The sequence below is a fragment of the Thioclava sp. JM3 genome (assembly GCF_002213185.1).
GTDB classification, from domain to species: Bacteria; Pseudomonadota; Alphaproteobacteria; order Rhodobacterales; family Rhodobacteraceae; genus Thioclava; species Thioclava nitratireducens.
This window is the reverse complement of sequence record NZ_NBOB01000002.1, coordinates 36,029-54,231: the sequence shown is the minus strand read 5'-3', so window position 1 is coordinate 54,231 and position 18,203 is coordinate 36,029. Positions and strand designations below refer to the sequence as shown.

General features: G+C 64.4%; 18 protein-coding genes. 6 read left to right on the top strand and 12 right to left on the bottom strand.

Annotated features, from left to right (window positions below; translation table 11 throughout):
- Nucleotides 1–68: 68 nt before the first annotated feature.
- Nucleotides 69–962: a LysR family transcriptional regulator gene (locus tag B6V73_RS03605; protein ID WP_088724550.1), complete on the bottom strand. Its 894-nt coding sequence runs from the start codon at nucleotides 960–962 to the stop codon at nucleotides 69–71.
- A 93-nt stretch (nucleotides 963–1,055) separates the two neighbouring features.
- Here B6V73_RS03605 and B6V73_RS03600 point away from each other — a divergent pair, with 93 nt between their 5' ends.
- Together B6V73_RS03600 and B6V73_RS03595 are read left to right on the top strand one after the other, a co-directional pair.
- Entirely contained in the window at nucleotides 1,056–2,606 is a 1,551-nt protein-coding gene (locus tag B6V73_RS03600) for a proton-conducting transporter membrane subunit (protein ID WP_075776431.1), read from the top strand.
- 4 nt (nucleotides 2,607–2,610) lie between these two features.
- Complete coding sequence (locus B6V73_RS03595; RefSeq protein ID WP_088724549.1) at nucleotides 2,611–4,977, top strand: DUF2309 domain-containing protein; 2,367 nt, start codon at nucleotides 2,611–2,613, stop codon at nucleotides 4,975–4,977.
- Nucleotides 4,978–5,112: 135 nt separating this feature from the next.
- Here B6V73_RS03595 and B6V73_RS03590 read toward each other — a convergent pair whose 3' ends face one another.
- The 3 genes from B6V73_RS03590 to hppD all read right to left on the bottom strand — a co-directional run bounded on the left by B6V73_RS03590 (nucleotide 5,113) and on the right by hppD (nucleotide 7,448).
- Nucleotides 5,113–5,586, bottom strand: a complete 474-nt coding sequence (locus tag B6V73_RS03590; RefSeq protein ID WP_088719244.1) for an autoinducer binding domain-containing protein — start codon at nucleotides 5,584–5,586, stop codon at nucleotides 5,113–5,115.
- Nucleotides 5,587–5,773: 187 nt separating this feature from the next.
- Nucleotides 5,774–6,304: a hypothetical protein gene (locus tag B6V73_RS20400; RefSeq protein ID WP_143597861.1), complete on the bottom strand. Its 531-nt coding sequence runs from the start codon at nucleotides 6,302–6,304 to the stop codon at nucleotides 5,774–5,776.
- 49 nt (nucleotides 6,305–6,353) lie between these two features.
- Entirely contained in the window at nucleotides 6,354–7,448 is a 1,095-nt protein-coding gene (gene hppD / locus B6V73_RS03580) for a 4-hydroxyphenylpyruvate dioxygenase (protein ID WP_088724548.1), read from the bottom strand.
- A gap of 133 nt (nucleotides 7,449–7,581) precedes the next feature.
- Here hppD and B6V73_RS03575 point away from each other — a divergent pair, with 133 nt between their 5' ends.
- Together B6V73_RS03575 and B6V73_RS03570 are read left to right on the top strand one after the other, a co-directional pair.
- Complete coding sequence (locus B6V73_RS03575) at nucleotides 7,582–8,037, top strand: Lrp/AsnC family transcriptional regulator (protein ID WP_075777564.1); 456 nt, start codon at nucleotides 7,582–7,584, stop codon at nucleotides 8,035–8,037.
- An 88-nt stretch (nucleotides 8,038–8,125) separates the two neighbouring features.
- On the top strand, nucleotides 8,126–8,578 hold the full coding sequence (locus tag B6V73_RS03570) for a MarR family transcriptional regulator (RefSeq protein ID WP_075777563.1): 453 nt from the start codon (nucleotides 8,126–8,128) through the stop codon (nucleotides 8,576–8,578).
- Here B6V73_RS03570 and B6V73_RS03565 read toward each other — a convergent pair.
- The 8 genes from B6V73_RS03565 to hmgA are packed head-to-tail and all read right to left on the bottom strand — an operon-like array spanning nucleotide 8,575 to nucleotide 16,795.
- The gene (locus B6V73_RS03565; protein WP_088724547.1) at nucleotides 8,575–9,885 is read right to left on the bottom strand and encodes a TRAP transporter large permease; all 1,311 of its coding nucleotides are present in this window, start codon (nucleotides 9,883–9,885) and stop codon (nucleotides 8,575–8,577) included. The two genes, B6V73_RS03570 and B6V73_RS03565, sit on opposite strands and share 4 nt — an antisense overlap.
- Entirely contained in the window at nucleotides 9,882–10,328 is a 447-nt protein-coding gene (locus B6V73_RS03560; RefSeq protein ID WP_088724546.1) for a TRAP transporter small permease, read from the bottom strand. Before B6V73_RS03560 ends, B6V73_RS03565 begins: the two co-directional genes overlap by 4 nt.
- Nucleotides 10,325–11,365, bottom strand: coding sequence for a TRAP transporter substrate-binding protein (locus B6V73_RS03555; RefSeq protein WP_075777560.1), 1,041 nt, complete (start codon nucleotides 11,363–11,365; stop codon nucleotides 10,325–10,327). The genes B6V73_RS03560 and B6V73_RS03555 overlap by 4 nt, the downstream gene beginning before the upstream one ends.
- A gap of 54 nt (nucleotides 11,366–11,419) precedes the next feature.
- Nucleotides 11,420–11,656: a DUF2783 domain-containing protein gene (locus tag B6V73_RS03550; protein WP_075777559.1), complete on the bottom strand. Its 237-nt coding sequence runs from the start codon at nucleotides 11,654–11,656 to the stop codon at nucleotides 11,420–11,422.
- The gene (locus B6V73_RS03545) at nucleotides 11,653–13,209 is read right to left on the bottom strand and encodes an FAD-dependent oxidoreductase (RefSeq protein WP_088724545.1); all 1,557 of its coding nucleotides are present in this window, start codon (nucleotides 13,207–13,209) and stop codon (nucleotides 11,653–11,655) included. Before B6V73_RS03545 ends, B6V73_RS03550 begins: the two co-directional genes overlap by 4 nt.
- 27 nt (nucleotides 13,210–13,236) lie before the next feature.
- Nucleotides 13,237–14,187 carry an MBL fold metallo-hydrolase gene (locus B6V73_RS03540; protein ID WP_088724544.1) on the bottom strand — a complete coding sequence of 317 codons (951 nt, stop codon included), beginning with the start codon at nucleotides 14,185–14,187 and terminating at the stop codon, nucleotides 13,237–13,239.
- Nucleotides 14,188–14,198: 11 nt separating this feature from the next.
- Nucleotides 14,199–15,437: a fumarylacetoacetase gene (gene fahA / locus B6V73_RS03535; RefSeq protein WP_088724543.1), complete on the bottom strand. Its 1,239-nt coding sequence runs from the start codon at nucleotides 15,435–15,437 to the stop codon at nucleotides 14,199–14,201.
- On the bottom strand, nucleotides 15,434–16,795 hold the full coding sequence (gene hmgA, locus B6V73_RS03530) for a homogentisate 1,2-dioxygenase (RefSeq protein WP_088719250.1): 1,362 nt from the start codon (nucleotides 16,793–16,795) through the stop codon (nucleotides 15,434–15,436). Before hmgA ends, fahA begins: the two co-directional genes overlap by 4 nt.
- Nucleotides 16,796–16,946: 151 nt before the next feature.
- Between hmgA and B6V73_RS03525 the strand changes: the two genes are divergently transcribed.
- Entirely contained in the window at nucleotides 16,947–17,531 is a 585-nt protein-coding gene (locus B6V73_RS03525) for a MarR family winged helix-turn-helix transcriptional regulator (protein ID WP_240504091.1), read from the top strand.
- Nucleotides 17,528–18,145 carry a maleylacetoacetate isomerase gene (maiA, locus tag B6V73_RS03520; RefSeq protein WP_088724542.1) on the top strand — a complete coding sequence of 206 codons (618 nt, stop codon included), beginning with the start codon at nucleotides 17,528–17,530 and terminating at the stop codon, nucleotides 18,143–18,145. The genes B6V73_RS03525 and maiA overlap by 4 nt, the downstream gene beginning before the upstream one ends.
- The last annotated feature ends 58 nt before the right edge of the window (nucleotides 18,146–18,203 follow it).

Genomic DNA, 18,203 nt, shown 5'->3' with positions numbered 1-18,203 from the left:
TTTCGAGCCGCCTTTTCGCGTTCTTGTCCAGCAAGGTCGCGCGCGCCATTGTCCCGCGTTTCCCTGGATCAACCGCGACCGGACGCCTCTGCCTCCCGCGCCTTCTCGATCAGGTCCGTGACCACCGGGTTCGGAAAGCGGCGCTGCAGCGTCACCGCGTAGAAATCCTCGCCGATATCGAGATCGAACGGTGCGGTCACCAGCAACCCGTCGCGAAGCTCGTCGGCCAGAACGACGGCGGGCGTGATCGCAAGCCCCGCATCCTCGCGGGCCAGAAGGCGGATCATCGCCATGTCATCAACCTCCGCCGCCACTTGCGGACGCAGCCCGAGCCGGGTGATCAGGCTGTCGAAGCCGGTCCGGATCGAACTGTCGGTCGGCAGGATCACGGGCTCCTCGCTCAGCATCTCCTCGAGCGTGGCATGCCGCAGCCGGTGCGGCGTGCCGTGCAGCAAGACTTTCTGTTCGGCGACGCGATGCGCGACGAAGCTCGAGAACACGTCGCGCGCCGGCGGCTCTGTCGTCAGCACCACGTCGAGCGCCATCGCCTGCAGCGCCTCGAACAGGACGCTCCCGTTGCCCGAACGCAGCACGATCTCCACATCCGTGCGCCCGATGAGCGGCGCGAGAAATCCGATCTGGAAATTGCGCGAAAGCGTGGAGAGCGCGCCGATCCTCACCGCCTGACGTCCCGCCGAGGCCTGTCGCAACGTGGCCGCAAGCTCTTCGCCCGCCTCGAAAATCCGCTCCGAATAGTCGAGCGCGATATGCCCGACCTCGGTCAGCACCAACTGCCGCCCGCGCCGCTCGAACAATTGGTGACCGATCCGTGCCTCAAATGTGCGGATCTGCGTCGAGAGTGCCGATTGCGAAACGTTCAGACGCTCCGCCGTGCGCGTCAGGTTCCCGTCCTTCGCGACTTCGTGGAAATAGCGCAGATGATGGTAGTTCAACTCTGACATCGTTCTATTAAACAGAACGAAAACCCACAAACAATGAATTTTTATTCACACTAAGCCGCCGCTACCTCTCCCGGGAACGAACTGGAGGTTGCCATGTCTTATCTCTTGCTGCTGCCCGCTGCGCTTTTGATCGCGGTCGGCACTGATTTGCTTCTGAGGCCTGCGGAGCGGGCCGGAGCGCGACTGCGTGGGCCGGAGTTGGCCTCACTTCTGGGGCTGCTCGCGACGGTGAGCGCGGCGGTGATGCTTGCGCTGTCGGGGCCGACGACGAGCCCGCTCATAGGCATGGCGGGCATCGGTCTCTCTGCGCGCATCGACATCGTCAGCATCTCGCTGGCACTGACCGTCGGCTTCGTCGGCTGGGTGGTGCTGCGCTTTTCGCGGGTCGCGCTCGATGGCGAAGCGCGGCAAAGCTGGTTCATGGGCTGGATGAGCCTGACACTCGCCTGTGTGCTTGCGCTCGTGGTGGCGGGCAACCTGTTCCAGCTGGTGATCGCATGGATCGCGGTCGGCACCGGTCTGCACCGGTTGCTGCTGTTCTATCCAGAGCGCCCCGGCGCGCAACGCGCCGCGCGGAAGAAATCGCTCAGCGGGTTGGTCGCGAGCGGTGCCCTGCTGGTCGCGGTGAGCCTTCTCGCCTATGGCTTCGGGACCACCGACATCGCGCGCATCCTCGAGGCCGCGCGCGACGGGCAAGGGCCGCAGACGCTTTGGGTCGTGGCGGGGCTTCTGGGCGTCGCTGCGGTGTTCAAATCGGCGCTGATCCCCACCCATGGCTGGCTGACCGAGGTGATGGAGGCCCCAACCCCGGTCTCGGCACTGATGCATGCGGGCGTGGTCAATGCAGGGGGCTTCCTGCTGATCCGCTTTGCCGACGTGATGCTCGCCGCGCCCGGCGTCCTCGCGGTGCTGGCGCTGGTCGGCGGGCTCAGCGCACTCATCGCGGCGGCAGTGGCGACGACGCAATCGGCAGTGAAGACCTCGCTTGCGTGGTCCACCTGCGCGCAGATGAGCTTCATGGTGCTGCAATGCGGACTGGCGCTGTTTCCGCTGGCGCTGCTTCATATCGTGGCGCATTCGCTTTACAAGGCGCATGCCTTCCTGTCCTCGGGCAGCGCGGTCGCCGCGGTGGCGCAGCAGCGCCGACCCGGCCCGGTCGCGGTGCCGGGCGCCGGAGCGGTGCTGCGCGCCTTCCTTCTTTCGCTCGCAATCTACGGCGGGGCGCTCGCGCTCTCCGGGCTCTGGCACGAGCCGCCACAGGCGATCGCGTTGGGGGCGATCCTCGTCTTCGGCGTCGCCTACCTGATCGCTCAGGGGCTGGCGGAGGCCGCGCCGTGGCCGCTGTTCTGGCGCACGACGCTGATGTCTCTGGGCGCGACCCTTGGTTATTTCGCGCTGCATTGGGGGGCAAATGCGCTCTCGGCGGGCACCCTGCCGCCCCCGCCCCCGGCCGACCCGCTGATCTGGCTGGTGATGCTCCTGACGATCGCAGGCTTCGGCCTCGCGGCCTGGGCGCAGGCGACCTTCCCGCTCTGGGGCAGCCATCCGGCTGCGGCGGGGCTGCGGGTCCACCTCATGAACGGTCTCTATCTTAATGCGCTCACCGATCGGCTGATCGGGCAGACGTCCCTCAAGAAAGGTTAAGGCTATGAGTTTCCACAGCTATCAATTCCCCGGCGCGACCTTGCAACTCTTTGCCGCAGCCGAAAAGACGCTGGCTCAGATCCCGCCCGCCTTCGGGCTGGAGGCGACGGTGGCGGTGAACCCCTATCTCGGTCAGGCCGGAGAGAGCCGTCTTCAGGCCGCGACCCGGCTGGCGCGGGTGGCGGGCGCCCGGACGACCGCCCCGCGCGAGGCAATAGCCCAGTGGCTAGAGGCCGGGCGGCTCACGCAGCAGGATATTTCGACCGCCGCGATCGAGGCCGGGCTCGACCCCGATCAGGTGCGAAAGGCGCTTCACGCCCCCTCGCCCGCGTATCGACCCGATCCGACGCTGGCCGATCTGGCCGCGAAGGAGACCGGACAGGACTGGCCTGCGCTGATCGCGGACCGGGTCGGTCTCTGGGCCGGCGGGCATTTCGACAAGGGGCAAGCGCTCTGGCCTGCGCCCGAAGGCGCGGCCTTCAAGGCGTGGCGAGCGTTCGCGCTGCGCGACCTGACGCCGGGTCTGCACGGGCTGCGCGGCTTCTGCGCCTTCGCGGCGAGCCTGCCCACGGATGCGCGCGCCGCCTTCGCGGAACTGACGGGCCGGCTTGGTCTGAGCACCGAGGCCGCGCCACTATACCTGCATCGGCTCGCGATGAGCCTTGGCGGCTGGGCGCAATATGCGCGCGGGCTTGGCTGGGCGGACGGGCTGAAGGGAGAGCGCAATGCGCTGGCGTTCGAGATGCTGGTGATCCGGCTCGCGTGGGAGGTGGCGCTGCTGGAGTGTTTCCGCGACCGGCTCTCCGCCCCGTGGACGCGGGCGCTGAAAGACCATGCCGCGCCGCTGGATCCAAGCCTCGATCTGCGCATCGATCTTGCACTGCAAGAGGCCGCGGACCGGGCCGAAGAACGGGCCTTGGCGGAAACGCTCGCAGCGGCGGACGAACGGCCCGGCGCACAGGCACCCGACATCCAGGCGGTCTTTTGCATCGACGTGCGGTCCGAACCCTTCCGGCGGGCCTTGGAAGCCGCCGATCCCGGCGTTCAGACGCGCGGCTTCGCGGGCTTCTTCGGTCTGCCGATCGCCCATCGCGGGCTGGCCTCGGACCAGCGCGACGCGCGGGCGCCAGTGCTGCTGGAAACAGGGGTCGAGTCGCAAGTCGCGGTGAGCGACAAGGCCGATCAGGCCGCGCGGATCGCCCGGCGCGCCACCCGCGCTTGGGGCCGGTTCAAGCTGGCCGCGGTGTCGTCCTTCGCCTTCGTGGAAGCGGCCGGGCCGCTGTATCTGGGCAAGCTTTTCGGGTCGGCGATGGCGCAGGAAACGGCACCGATCCCCGAGCCCGTGCCCGCGCTTGACCTGCCCTCCGATGAGCGGATCGCGCTGGCGGGCCGGGTGCTGCAGGCGATGTCGCTCACCTCCGATTTCGCGCCGCTGGTCCTGATCGCGGGTCACGGCGCGCATGTCACCAACGCACCGCATGCGAGCGCGCTGCAATGCGGGGCCTGTGGCGGCCATGCGGGCGATGTGAACGCGCGGTTGCTCGCGGAACTGCTCAACGATCCGGTGGTGCGCAAGGGACTGTCCCGGAACGGCATCGCGATCCCGCCGGAGACGCGGTTCCTTGCCGGGCTGCATGATACAGTCAGCGACGAGCTACGGCTGTTCGAGGACGGGACGGCTGCGGTGCCACGGGCGCATCTGGCGCAGTTGCAAACAGCGCTCGCGAAGGCGGGCCAGATCGCCCGGACGGCGCGGGCGCAGACCCTCCCCCGCGCCGGGTCGGAGGCCGATCTGCCCCGGCGGGGCAAGGACTGGTCCGAGTTGCGGCCCGAATGGGGGCTGGCCGGTTGCCGCGCCTTCATCGTGGCCCCCAGGGCGCGGAGCAGGGGCTGCGATCTGGGTGGGCGAGCTTTCCTGCACGATTACGACTGGCGGCAGGATGCGGGCTTTTCCACGCTCGAGCTGATCCTGACCGCCCCTGCCGTCGTCACCAGCTGGATCGCGCTGCAATATAACAGCTCCGCCACCGCGCCCGAGGTGTTCGGGGCGGGCAACAAGCTGTTGCACAACGTGGTCGGCGGCATCGGTGTGTTCGAGGGCAATGGCGGCGATCTGCGGGTCGGGTTGCCGATGCAATCGATGCATGACGGCGAGCGGCTGCGGCATGATCCGCTGCGGCTCTCGGTGGTCGTCGCGGCCCCGACCGAGGCGATCACCGACGTGCTGGAGCGGCATCCGCAACTCAAGGCGCTGTTCGACAATGGCTGGTTGTCGCTGCAGGCGATGGACGATGCGGGCCGGATCACGGCGCGCTATGAAAACGGTTCGTGGGTGGAGCGGGACCAACCGTCCCAGATCCGCGCCGCCTGACGGTAAACGCCGCTCGCAACATCGGGGGCTGCCCGCACCGCAACTGCTGGGGCGCGGGCAGCCCATTAGACTCTGCGGCTCTGCTAGATTGGCATTGGTGTTGGGGTCTCTGGGGTCTGGCCCAAGAACCCCGGCTTAGGGCAACACCGGGATCTGGCGAAGCTCCTCGAGTTCCTTCTCGGACATGTCCAACGCATCGCGGGTGACGTCGTGAAGCTCCTGCATTAGCGATTGAGCCTGCTCGATCTCCTCCTGCGTGATCGGACGAGAAGGATGGGCAAAGAAGCCAATGGAACGGTCCAATTCCCCAAGTGCAATGACCTTCCCGTAACGCAATCCAAAACGCGAAGCGGCGCCGAACACGTCACTCTCATCGCCGTCGGAGAGGTCCGCCCAATCGCAAATACCCTGATTGGAAATCGCCCATCGGACGGTCGGGTCCACGAAAACGAGCTGTTTTTCGGTGTAGTAATCCACCCATTCTTTCGGGTAGGTCACATAGCTCAGGGTCGGATTGGCAAAGCGAATGTGCAAACCCAAGGCGAATTTCCAATCGGTGATCCGATTAAGGCGCTGCAAGCGGTCTTCGATTACACGCAGCTGATCCAATCTTCGCCTCCTGACAAGTTCAGTTTATTTTGCGCCGATCCCGATGGCGTATTCTGAGCCGTTTTGCCGAAGCTTACGATTTGTGGATTCGGAATGAAAGAGCGGACGCCGACAAGGCCCAACTGATCTGCCTCGGCGCACTCTTTCAGGTTTTTCTCAGCGGATTTTTCTCTGTCCGCTCAGCCAATCAAAGCAGAAACTTCGCCCTGGCTTCCCGCAGCGCGCGGGCCATTTCGAGATACCCGGCATTGCTGTTATTTCGATGCATCAACTCATAATGGTCCGCCCAGCGCTCAATCTGCGATCGCGGCACCTTGTCCGACCACGCGCCTTTGCGCAGTCGGATCGCCCCGTCATCCAAGTATTCGATTTCGATAGAAGGCTCCGTCATGAAAATCTCCGCCTGTTTGTAATTGGGGCCGGAGGGCTTGCGATCCGGCCCCGGGCGCACAGGAAAGTCTTTTTGAAAAATAAATTCTCTCGAATACCTATTTGCTATCAAAGGAAGACGGCAGCATTCACCTGAGGAATTCCGGACCTTCAGCTTCGATAACGGAGAGTTGATCGAACTTTCTGCATGGCGCCGCCGGTTCCCGGGCCCAAACAACCCAACCGGCTCCGACCGATCGTCGAGCTCGCCAGGCTCTGCTCGGCGTGGTGCGTGCTTTTGGATTTCGCTGAGCGGCAAGGTTCCGTCCGCAGCGCCGCCGAAATGCATACGGGGCAGGCTCCAGCCTGCCCCGTCGCAACTTGGATTTGTGGCGCGATCATTCGGCGACGAGTTCGCCGCTTTCGATCTGCTCGCGCTCGATCGACTCGAAGAGCGCCTTGAAGTTGCCTTCGCCGAACCCATCGTCGCCCTTGCGCTGGATGAATTCGAAGAAAATCGGCCCGATTACCGTCTTCGAGAATATCTGCAACAGAATCTTGGTCTCGCCGCCGCCGAGGACGCCCTCGCCGTCGATCAGGATGCCGTGCTTCTTCATCCGATCGACCGGCTCCTCATGCCCGGTCACGCGGTCATGGCTGAGCTCGTAATAGGTTTCGGGAGGGGCAGGCATGAAGCGGATCCCGCGATCGGCGATCGCGTCGGTCGCCTCGTAGATGTCGCGCGCGCCCACGGCGATGTGCTGGATGCCCTCGCCCTTGTATTTCTTGAGATAGGAGACGATCTGGCCGGTTTCGCCGCGATCCTCGTTGATCGGGATGCGGATGCGCCCGCAGGGCGAGGTCAGCGCCCGGGAATAGAGGCCGGTATATTTTCCCTCGATGTCGAAGAACCGGATCTCGCGGAAATTGAAGAGATCGCCGTAGAAGTTGAACCACTTGTCCATGTTGCCCTTGAAGACATTGTGGGTCAGGTGGTCGAGATAATAGAAGCCCACGCCCTTCGGCTTCGACGTCTTCAGCCAGTCGAATTCCGCGTTATAGGGCGAGGTGTCGTAATATTGGTCGGTGAAATAGATCAGGCTGCCGCCGATTCCCTTGATCGCGGGCCAGTCGACGGTCTTGTCCGTGCCCTCGTAGGGCTCCGCGCCGTTCTTCACCGCGTGATCGAAGGCGTGCTGCGCATCGACGACGCGCCATGCCATCGAGGGGGCGCAGGGCCCGTGCTCTTCCACGAAACGGGCCGCGAAGCTGTCGGGGTCAGCGTTGATGACATAGGTGATGTCGCCCTGCTGCCAAAGCTCGACCGGCTTCGATTTGTGGTTCGCTACATGCTCATAGCCCATCTTCGCGAAGAGGTCGCGCAGTTCCTGCGGATCGGGATGTGCGAATTCGACGAATTCGAACCCGTCCGTGCCAGCGGGATTCTCCTCGGTGATGGTGGATTGCGGGGCGTCGTGGGGGAACGGTCCCATGGGTTTCTCCTCCTGTTTGCGCTAAGAAGAGGGTAGCCTGGGACGAATGCTCGTTCCGCGCGAAGTAGCGCACAGGGGCGCCAATTTTTGCGGAAATATTGCATTCAGGTGGAATTCGGCGCTAAATCTCCGCATGATCGACCATATCGACAAACGTCTGCTCGCGGAACTGCAGCAGAATGCCCAGCTAACCTCGCAGGACTTGAGCGAGCGGCTGAACCTTTCGCCAAGCCAAGTGGGGCGCAGGCGGCAGCGGCTCGAGGCCGAGGGGCTGATCCGCGGCTACGGCGCGCGGCTCGATGCGGCGCGGCTTGGGCTTGCCGTGCAAGCCTTCGTGCAGGTGCAGATGCAGCGACACGGGGCGGAACCGGCGCAGCAATTCTCGCGCCTCGTCTCCTTGCAGCCCGAGATCACCTCCGCTTGGACCCTGACGGGGGAGGCGGATTATCTGCTGCGCGTCTACTGCGCGGATCTGGCAGCGCTGCATCGGCTGATCCACGACGTGCTGCTTGCCCATCCCACCGTCGCCCGGGTGCAGAGCCAGATCGTCATGCACCAGTTCAAGCAGGACGCGCCGCTGCCGATCTGAGCGCAGAGCGCGTCGGGAGCGGCCTAACGAAAGTCATTTCATTGCACATGAAACACTGCCATCCTGCCCCGAGGAGGATTTGCACCGCATGAAGCTCGAGGAATTCTTTCCCTACCGTCTCGCGATCGCCGCCGAGGCCTTCTCGCGCAATCTCCAGGATGTCTATGCGCGCGAATACGGGCTTACGCGAGAGGAATGGAGGCTGATGTCGATCCTCGACGGGGTCGGCCGGATTTCATCGCTCGACATCGCGCGCCGCACCACGCTCGACAAGGTTCAGGTAAGCCGGGCAGCGGCGCGTCTCGAAGCGCGCGGGCTGATCCGGCGCTTCGTGCCCGACAGCGATCGGCGGCTGCGTGAGTATGAATGCACCGAGGCGGGCCGTGCGCTTTATGGCGAGGCCCGGCCCAAGGTGAACGCCCGTGCCCAGACGATGCTCTCCGCCCTGCCCGAGGAAGCGCGCGCCGGGCTCGAAGCCGGGGTGAATGCGCTGATCGACACGCTCGAGCTCGATATCCGTACCGAGCCCGAGCGGGACTAGCCGACCAGCCAGAGAGAGATCACCGGGAAGGCCACGATCAGCGAGATCCGCACGACATCTGCCACCCAGAACCACAGGATGCCACGAAACATCGTGCCCAGCGTCACGTCCGGCAGAACCGAGCGCAGCACGAAGACATTCATGCCAACAGGCGGCGTGATCAGCGAGATCTCCGTCGCGACCACGACGATCACGGCGAACCAGATCAACGCATTGTCGGGATCGGCCAAGAGCCCTGAACCGAAATCGAGCTGGTAGATCACCGGGTAGAAGATCGGCACCGTCAGCAGGATCATCGACAGGCTCTCGAGCACCATGCCCAGCAGCATGTAGATCAGTACGATGATGATAATCACCTCGTAGCCGCCCAGCCCGAGATTGTAGACCAGTTCGGCCAGCGCGTCGGGCAGGCCCGCGAAGGTAACGAAATTGCCGAAGATCTCGGCTCCGATGACGATAGCGAAGATCATCGCGGAGGCGATTGCCGCATCGGTGAGCGCCCGCCAGAGCGCGCCGAGCCTCAGACCGCCGACCGCAGCCGCGATCAAGACGGCCGCAGCGGCGCCCATGCCGGCGGCCTCGATCGGGGTGAAGAACCCGCCATAGATGCCCACCATGATGAAGACAAACAGCCCGAGCGTCGCGAGCACGCCGACGATGTCCTGCCGCTTCATGGCAAGGGGCTCGCGCACTTCCGGGGCGAGTTTCGGGTTCAGCCGCACTGCGACCATGACCGACACGAGATACAGACCTATGCCGAGAACACCGGGAACGATCCCCGCGATGAACAGCTTGCCGATGTCGCTCTCGGTCAGAAGACCGAAGATGATCATGATGACCGAGGGCGGGATCAGAATACCCAGCGTGCCGCCCGCGGCGATGGCGCCGGTGGCGAGCGAGTCGTGATAGCCGAAGCGGCGCATCGAGGGCATCGCGACCTTCGACATCGTGGCCGCGGTCGCGAGCGACGAACCGCAGACCGCGGAGAAGCCGCCGCAGCTGAGGATCGTGGCCATCGCGAGCCCGCCACGCATCCGCCCGAAGACCCGGTCGGCGCCCGTGAAGAGACCGCTGGCGATCCCCGATCCGGCCAGCACATTGCCCATGAAGATGAAGAGCGGCACGACCGAAAGCGAATAGTTCATCCCGGTCTCGAAGACGGCGCTGCCGACCATCGAGCCGGCCGCCTCGGCGCCGCGCATCCATGCGAACCCGGCCCCGCCGACAAGCGCCATCGCGAAGGCGATCGGCACGCGCAGGAAGACCAGCGCCAGAAGTATGGCGAATGCCACGAGAGATATCGTCATTCCGGCCTCCGAAGCACCGCGACAAGGGCGGAGACGGCGAAGCTGAGTACGCCGATCACACCGAAATACCAGAGTTTGATCCCGAGACCCGAGGTCGCGAGCTGCGTGTGGAACTGATCCTGTGTCAGGATCACCAGCCGCCATGCGAAATAGAGCATGACGAGCGCCGCGATCGCGCTCCCGATCCGCCCGAGCATACGCCGCAGCGCCGGCGGCAGGATCGGCATCAGCAGGTCGACCTCGACATGGCCTCCCTTGCCCGTGGTGAGAGGCATCGCGACGAAGACGAGCGCGCCGAGAAGCACCTGGGTGATCTCGTAGGCGCCGGTCAGCGGGTTGTTGAACAGATACCTGCCGACCACGTCGAAACAGGTGACGAGGATCAACCCCGTCACCAGGCCCGCGGCGATTGCCTCGAGAACGAAGCGGCCGCGTGCGATCATACGTCCACGCCCGTCATCTTGCGGAACTCGGCAAGCGCGGCGCGACCGTCATAGTCGCCGCCCAGGCTGTCGGCCCACTGCCCTTCGAGCACGCTGGCCTCTTGCTTGATCGCGTCGAGCACGCCTTGCGGCGCGGTCTCGGCGACCATGCCACCCTCTTTCGCTGCCTTCTTGCCGCGCTCGTCCGCGCCGTTCCACGCCTTGCCGACGCGGGTTGCGAAGGCGAGCCCGGAGAGCTTGTTGATCGCCTCCTGATCGGCCGGGGAAATCGCGTCCCACTTGCCGGAATTCATCACCAGGAACCAGGTGGTGTTGTAGATGCCGCCCGGGATCGTGGTGGTGTATTTCAGGTAATCCGCGAGGTTGAACGAGGCGATCGCGTCATAGGGGAAGGTCACGCCATCGACGACGCCGCGCGAGAGCTTTTCATAGACTTCGCCCGACGGGGTGAAGATCGTCTCGACGCCGAAATGGCTCATCAGATCGGCGATGTAGCCGCCCGGCACACGCATCTTCAGACCCTGCAGGTCTTCGATCTTGTTGATCGGACGCTTGTTGTTGTGGACCATCCCGGGGCCATGGTTGAACAGGCCCAGCAGATGGGTGCCGGCATGTTCCTTCTCGGCGCCGAGCTTCTCGGTATAGACGGTCCAGAAGGCTTCCGACATCGACACGGCGTCATTGCCGAGGAAGCTGAACTGGCCAACGCGCGAATTCTTGAAGCGGTCATCCTGCGTGAAGCTGTGCAGACCGTAGGTGATGTCGGCCACGCCATCGCGCGCCATGTCGAAATGCGCTGGCGGCGAGCCCAGCGGCTTGGCGAGCACGCGGATGCGCACGCGGCCCTCGGTCGCTTTCTCGATGTCCTTCGCCCAGGGCTTGATCGCGTCCACCACGATCGGGTGGCGCGGCGGCAACCAGCTCGACAGGACGAGGTCCACGCCCTCGGCCCGTGCCGGGATCGCAGGCATCGCAAGGGTCGCCCCCACTGCGGCGGCGGAGCCCAGGAAAGCACGTTTCGTCAGTTTATGCGTCATTGTTTCCTCCCAAGAATGACGACGAACGCGGAGCTCCCGCGTTCGGTAAAGGCATCAGCTATCGGCGCGCATCTGCCCGGTTTTCGGGCTGGCATCGGGACGCCCGGCACGCGCGGCGAGCTCGAACGCCTCCTCGAGCACGCGGCGGTCGCCGATATGGTTCATCAGGATCAGGATCAGCCGCGCGTTGAACGCGGCGCTTTCCGCCTCGTTCAGCCCCTCATGGGCGGCGATAAGCCGCTCGTAGAGCGCGTCGTGATCGGCAAGGTTCAGGTCGGTGATCAGGCTCATGCGCTGCCCTCCTCGATTGCAGCCAGTTGCGCGTCGATCTGCTCGGCCCCCGCTTTTTGCCAACGCGCCGCGACGACTTGATCGGGCCGGATCAGGTAGAGCGCCGAGGGCGCATCGCCGAGATAGCGGGCGCGCAGCTCCGGCGTCGGATCGAGCGTCATTCTGCGCAGCCCCGCGACCTCGGGCGCCTCGGCACCGAGGCCCAGAAGCGTGAAGCCGCCCGCAAGCCGGTCGAGCAGCCATTCGTTGCCAAGCGGAGCATCGGGGGCGACCGCGCCGGGACGGGTGCCACTCGGCAAGGCCGCATCATCGGGCGCCTGGTCCAGCGGGTAGCGGCACGGCAGGCTCAAGCGCCCCGAGTTCACCATCGGGCGCGCGAAATTCGCATGCTCAGACAGCGCCAGAACCGCATCGCGGAACCACCGCTCCGCCCCCGGGCGCGGCGACATGAACCGCGTGGTGCGGCTGGAATTGGCAATATTCTCGTCAGAGCCGAAGGTCCGCTCGGCGTCGTAGCGGGCGAGCAGCGCGGGCGTGCTCTCTCCCTTCACGACCCGCGCCAGACGCCAGCCCAACGCGTCCACATCTTGCAGCCCGCCATTGCCGCCACGCGCGCCGAAGGGCGAGACCACATGCGCGCTATCGCCCACGAAGATCACCCGGTCATGGACGAAGTTCTTCAGCCGACGGCACTGGAACGTGTAGATCGAGGTCCAGTCGAGCTTGAAATTCGAATGGCCCACCGCCTTCTCGATCCGCGGGATGATGCGCTCGGGTTTGCGCTCTTCCTCCGGATCGGTGTCCCAGCCCAGTTGCAGATCGATGCGGTAGATATTGTCAGGCTGTTTGTGCAGCAGTGCCGACTGGCCCTCGTGGAAATCCGGCTCGAACCAGAACCAGCGCTCCGACGGGAAATCGGCCTGCATCTCGATATCGGCGATCAGGAAGCGTTCCTCGAACAGAACGCCCTCGAATTCGAGCCCCATCATCTGCCGGATCGGCGAGCGCGCCCCGTCGCAGGCCAGTACATACTCACCTTCGAGCGTATATTCCCCATCCGGCGTCTCGATCGAGACCGTCGCGTGATCCGCCGCCTGCTCGAGCGAGGTGACCTTGTTCTTGAAGCGCAGGTCGACAAGCGGGTTCGCCTGCGCAGCGGCGACGAGATACTCCTCGACGTAATATTGCTGCAGGTTCACGAAGGCGGGCATCTTGTGGCCGTCCTCGGGCAGCAGATCGAAGTTGAACACTTCGCGCGCGCCATGGTGGGTGCGCCCGACCTTCCAGGTCACACCCTTCTGCACGCAGGCATCGCCCACGCCCAGCCGATCGAGTATCTCGAGCGAGCGTTTCGACCAGCAGATCGCGCGGCTGCCCACCGACACAACGTTGTTGTCGTCGAGCACGACCGACGCCACGCCGTAATTCGCAAGCTCCAGCGCGGCGGCGAGACCGATCGGCCCGGCCCCAACGACGATGACCTTGTGACGCGGCTCCGGGGCGCTCAGCCCCTTCGGCGCAACATAGTCGAACGGCTTGTAATCATATGGCATCGGTTCCTCCTCCCCTGCCGGCGCGCCTCAGCCCTGAAGCGCGTCCCACATCTCGCGGTCGCGCTCTGCCGTCCAGACACGCGGGGTGTCGATGCCGCGGGCCTCGTCATAGGCGCGCGCCACGTTGAACGGCAGGCAATGTTCGTAGATCGCGTAATCGGCGAATTTCGGATCACAGGCTTCGCGCACCGCGTCCCATGCCTCTTTCAGGGTGCCGCCGCGGGCAACGACGCGTTCCACCGGCTTGAAGGTGGAGCGGACGAAATCGGCGGTGTTCTCCAGCGCTTCGGTGACCATCTTTTCGCCCACCAGCGCATCGCCACGACCCGGCGCGATCGCGCGCGGCTCGAAGGCTGCGATATTGGCCAGCGTCTCGGGCCAGTCGCCGAAATGACCATCACCGCAATAGCAGGCCGAGTGGTATTCCACGATATCGCCGGTGAACATCACCTCCTGATCGGGCACCCAGATCACTGCATCGCCTGCGGTATGGGCGCGGCCCAGATGCATGATGTCGACGCGGCGATTGCCGAGGTAAACCGTCATCTGGTCGCTGAAGGTCGTGGTCGGCCAGGTCAGACCGGGGATTTCCTCATGGCCCTGGAACAGGCGCGGGAAGCGGCCGAATTCGCTGTCCCAGTCCTCCTGCCCACGTTCTGCGACCTGCGCGCGGGTGGTGTCGGACATGATGACCTCGCGCGCGCCATAGGCGCTGGCGCCCAGCACGCGAACCGCGTGGTAGTGCGTCAGCACGAGGTGGCTGATCGGCTTGTCGGTCACCGAGCGGACGCATTCGATCACCTTGCGCGCAAGACGCGGGGTGGCCTGCGCCTCGACGATCATCACGCTGTCGTCGCCGATGATGACGCCGGTGTTCGGGTCGCCCTCGGCGGTGAAGGCGTAGAGGCCCTCACCCACTTCCGTGAAGCTGATCTTCTTCTCTTCCATGTCGCCTTGCGACGCGAATGCCTTGGCCATCAGATGCCTCCTTATTCCTTAGCCCAGTCGGGCAGAGCGCGCGCAGGGAGCACCTGCCCCGTGCAATCTCCGAACCCGATGCGGTATCCTTTGCCCTGCGCAGCACCGCGCAGGGTCAGCGTGTCGCCATCCTCGATGAAGCTGCGGGTCGTGCCATCGGGAAGCTCCAGCGGCTCCTTGCCCGACCAGCTCAGTTCGAGCAGCGAGCCCCGGCTGTCTTTTTCGGTGCCCGAGATCGTGCCCGAGCCCAACAGATCGCCCGCGCGCATCGGACAGCCCGAGGTCGTGTGATGGGCCAGCTGCTGCGCGGCGGAGTAGTAGAGCATCGAGGTATTGGTGCGCGAAATCACCGCCTCCTCGCCGCCCTCCGGGCGGAGCGCGACTTCCAGCTTGATATCGTAATTCATCGGCCCCGGCTCGCGCAGATAGGGCAGCAATTCGCGCTCACGCTCGGGCGTGTTGACGCGGAACGGCTCCAGCGCCGCTTTCGTCACGATCCACGGGCTGATCGTGGTCGCGGTCGCCTTGGCCTGGAACGGACCGAGCGGCACGTATTCCCAAGCCTGGATGTCGCGCGCCGACCAGTCATTGAGCAGCACGTAGCCGAAGATCATCTCATCGGCCTGACTGACCGAGATCATACCCTCGGAGGGCTGGCCGACGATGGCGCCGAATTCCAGTTCGATGTCGAAACGCGCCGAAGGGGCGAAACGCGGCAGCTCCTCGTTCGGGCCTTTGACCTGCCCGTTGGGACGGATGACCGGCGTGCCGGAAACGACCACCGACGAGGCGCGGCCGTTATAGCCGATCGGGATCGACAGCCAGTTCGCGGGCAGCGCGTTTTCGGGGCCACGGAAGATCGTGCCGACATTGGTCGCGTGGTTCTTGCCGGCGTAGAAATCGGTGTATTCGGTCACGCGGAACGGCATCAGCATTTTCGCCCCGGCTTGCGACACCAGATGCGGCTCGACCGCGGACTTGTGCCCTTCGTCGGAGAGAAGCTCGGTCAGACGCGCGCGCAGCTTGGCCCAGATCTCCGGGCCCGCCTCCATGATGCGGTTCCACGCGGGCTCGGCGAACAGATCTGCCGGAAGCCCGTGATCCACCTTGGCGACGTCGAGGATCATATCCCCGATGGCGACGCCCATCCGCGCCCCATTGCCGTCGTCGAAGACGCCGTAGGGCAGGTTCTGGATCGGAAAGTCGGTGTCGCCCTGAGCGGACGCCACCCAGCTGGTCTGGTCGGTCATTTGGTCCCCGGTTTTCCGTCGAATTTCTTCTCGATGCTGTCCCAGCAATCGATGTAATCGTCCTGCAACGGCGCCTCCTTGGCGGCGAATTCGGTGAGGTGCTGCGGGAAGCGCGTCTCGAACATGAACTGCATCGTGTTGCCTTGGAACGCGGGCTCCATCGGTTCGTTAGAGGCATGTTCGAAGGCGTTACGGTCAGGGCCGTGCGGCAGCATCATGTTGTGCAGGCTGGTCCCGCCCGGCATGAAGCCCTGCGGCTTGGCGTCGTAGATGCCGTAGATGTTGCCCATCAGTTCGGACATGATGTTCTTGTGATACCACGGCGGGCGGAACGTATGCTCGGCCACCATCCAGCGCTCGCGGAACAGCACGAAATCGATATTCGCGGTGCCTTCCTGACCCGAAGGCGCGGTGAGCACGGTGAAGATCGACGGATCGGGGTGATCGAACAGGATCGCGCCGACCGGGCTGTAGGTGCGCAGATCGTATTTGTAGGCGCAATAATTGCCGTGCCATGCCACCACGTCGAGCGGGCTGTGGTCGATGAACGTCTCGTGGAACTGGCCGCACCACTTGATGACGACCCGGCTTTTCGCGTCGCGATCCTCGAAAGCCGCGACGGGGCATTTGAAGTCGCGCGGATTGGCGAGGCAGTTCGCACCGATCGGGCCACGGCCCGGAAGATCGAACTTCTGGCCGTAATTTTCGCAGACGAAGCCCCGCGCCGGCCCTTCGAGCACTTCGACCCGATAGACCAGACCGCGCGGCAGGATGGCGATCTCCTTGGGCTCGAGATCGATAATCCCGAGCTCCGTGCAGAAGCGCAGACGCCCCTCTTGCGGCACGACGAGCAACTCGCTGTCGGCCGAGAAGAAATACTCGTCCTCCATCGACTGCGTCACGAGATAGATATGGCTCGCCATGCCGACCTGCGTGTTCACGTCGCCCGCCGTGGTCATCGTGCGCATGCCGGTGACCCAGGTCAGCGGCTCATCGGAATGGGGCACCGGGTTCCAACGATACTGGCCGAGCGAGATCACGTCAGGATCGACATTCGGCGCGGATTTCCAATAGGGCACGTCGATCTTGGTGAAGCGACCGACATGCTTGACCGAGGGCCGGATCCGATAGCACCAGGTCCGCTCGTTCTGGCCGCGCGGCGCGGTGAAGGCGGTGCCGGAAAGCTGCTCGGCATAAAGGCCGTATTCGCATTTCTGCGGGCTGTTCTGGCCCTGCGGCAGCGCACCCGGCAGCGCCTCGGTTTCGAAATCATTGCCGAAACCCGGCATGTAGCCTTCATGCGGCCCCGACGTGCCGGTTGCCCGCACCATGCCGCTCGGCAGAGCTTGCTCGGTCATGAGATCCTCCACTCCCTGTTCGCCGGCCTCTTGCAAAAATGCCGGCGTCGAACTCCGCCCAAGTTTCGTTTCATTCGCAACGAAGTCAAGGATTTTATTGCATTCGCAACGAAGAGCGAGGGAGACTTGGTAAAAAATCAATTATTTACTGATGGTTACACATCCAGATTTCCGGACGGCGCACGATTTTCGTTGCAATCGCAACGTATTTCGTGCTCATTCGTTGCAGTCGCAACAACTTGAAGCCGCATCGAATCCCATGACCGTTGAACAAAAAGTTCGTGAAACCGCTGATGAAGAGATCCCCCTCCCGGGGTTCGATCTCGAGCGTTTCCTGCCCTATTTGGTCGCGGAGCTCTCGGTGAAGCTGAGCCAGGAACTGGCGGCGGGCTATCGCGACGCCGGGCTGACGATGCCGCAATGGCGGGTGATGGTGCATCTTTCCCATGCGGGCCGGGTCTCGGTGCGCGATATAGAACGACGCACCTCGCTGGAGCGCCCAAAGGTCAGCCGCGCGGCGAGCCACCTCGAGGCGAAAGGTCTGGTCGAGAAACGGGCCGACGACGTGGACGCCCGGCTAGTCGCGCTGAGTCTGACCCGCGAGGGGCGACGTCTCATGGCGGAGCTGTTGCCGCGCGCGATCGCCTATCAGCGGCAGCTGGAGGCGGTGCTCGGATCCGATCTCGCCGGCTTGCAGCGCGCAATGGACAAACTGCTGGGGACGCCGATCGAATGACACGACTTCATGATTACTGGCGGTCTTCGGCAAGCTACCGTGTCCGTATCGCCCTCGCACTCGCCGGGATTGAATGGCAGGCCGCTCCGGTCGATCTGACGACCGGCGCACAGCGCGATCCCGACTATCTCGCCGTCAATCCGCAGGGGCTCGTGCCGACGCTTGAGATCGATGGCGACCGGTTTACCCAATCCCTTGCGATCGTCGAATATCTCAACGAGACCCGCGCGCTCGGCCTGCTGCCCGAAGCTCCGGCCGACCGCGCCCATGTCCGCGCCCTTGCCCAGGCTATCGCGGTCGATATCCATCCTGTCTGCAATCTGCGCGTCGCGAAACACGCCGTCGCGGCCTCGAACGGTGCGATCACGATGGAAAGCTGGATGCAGACTTTCATCGCCCCCGGCCTCGCCGCGGTCGAGGAAATGATATCGGGCGAGCGATTCTGCTGGCGCGACCAGCTGACGCTCGCGGATCTGTGCCTCGTGCCACAGATCTACAATGCGCGGCGCTGGGGGATCGACCTTGCGCCGATGCCGAATATCTCGCGGATCGCCGCGCATCTCGAGACACTTCCGGCCTTCGCCGCCGCGCGACCGGCGCCCCCCACGGGCTGATGCTTCGGGAGAGGCGGTGTCCGGTTTCAGCGCCTACGTGACGGACGAGGAAATCGAG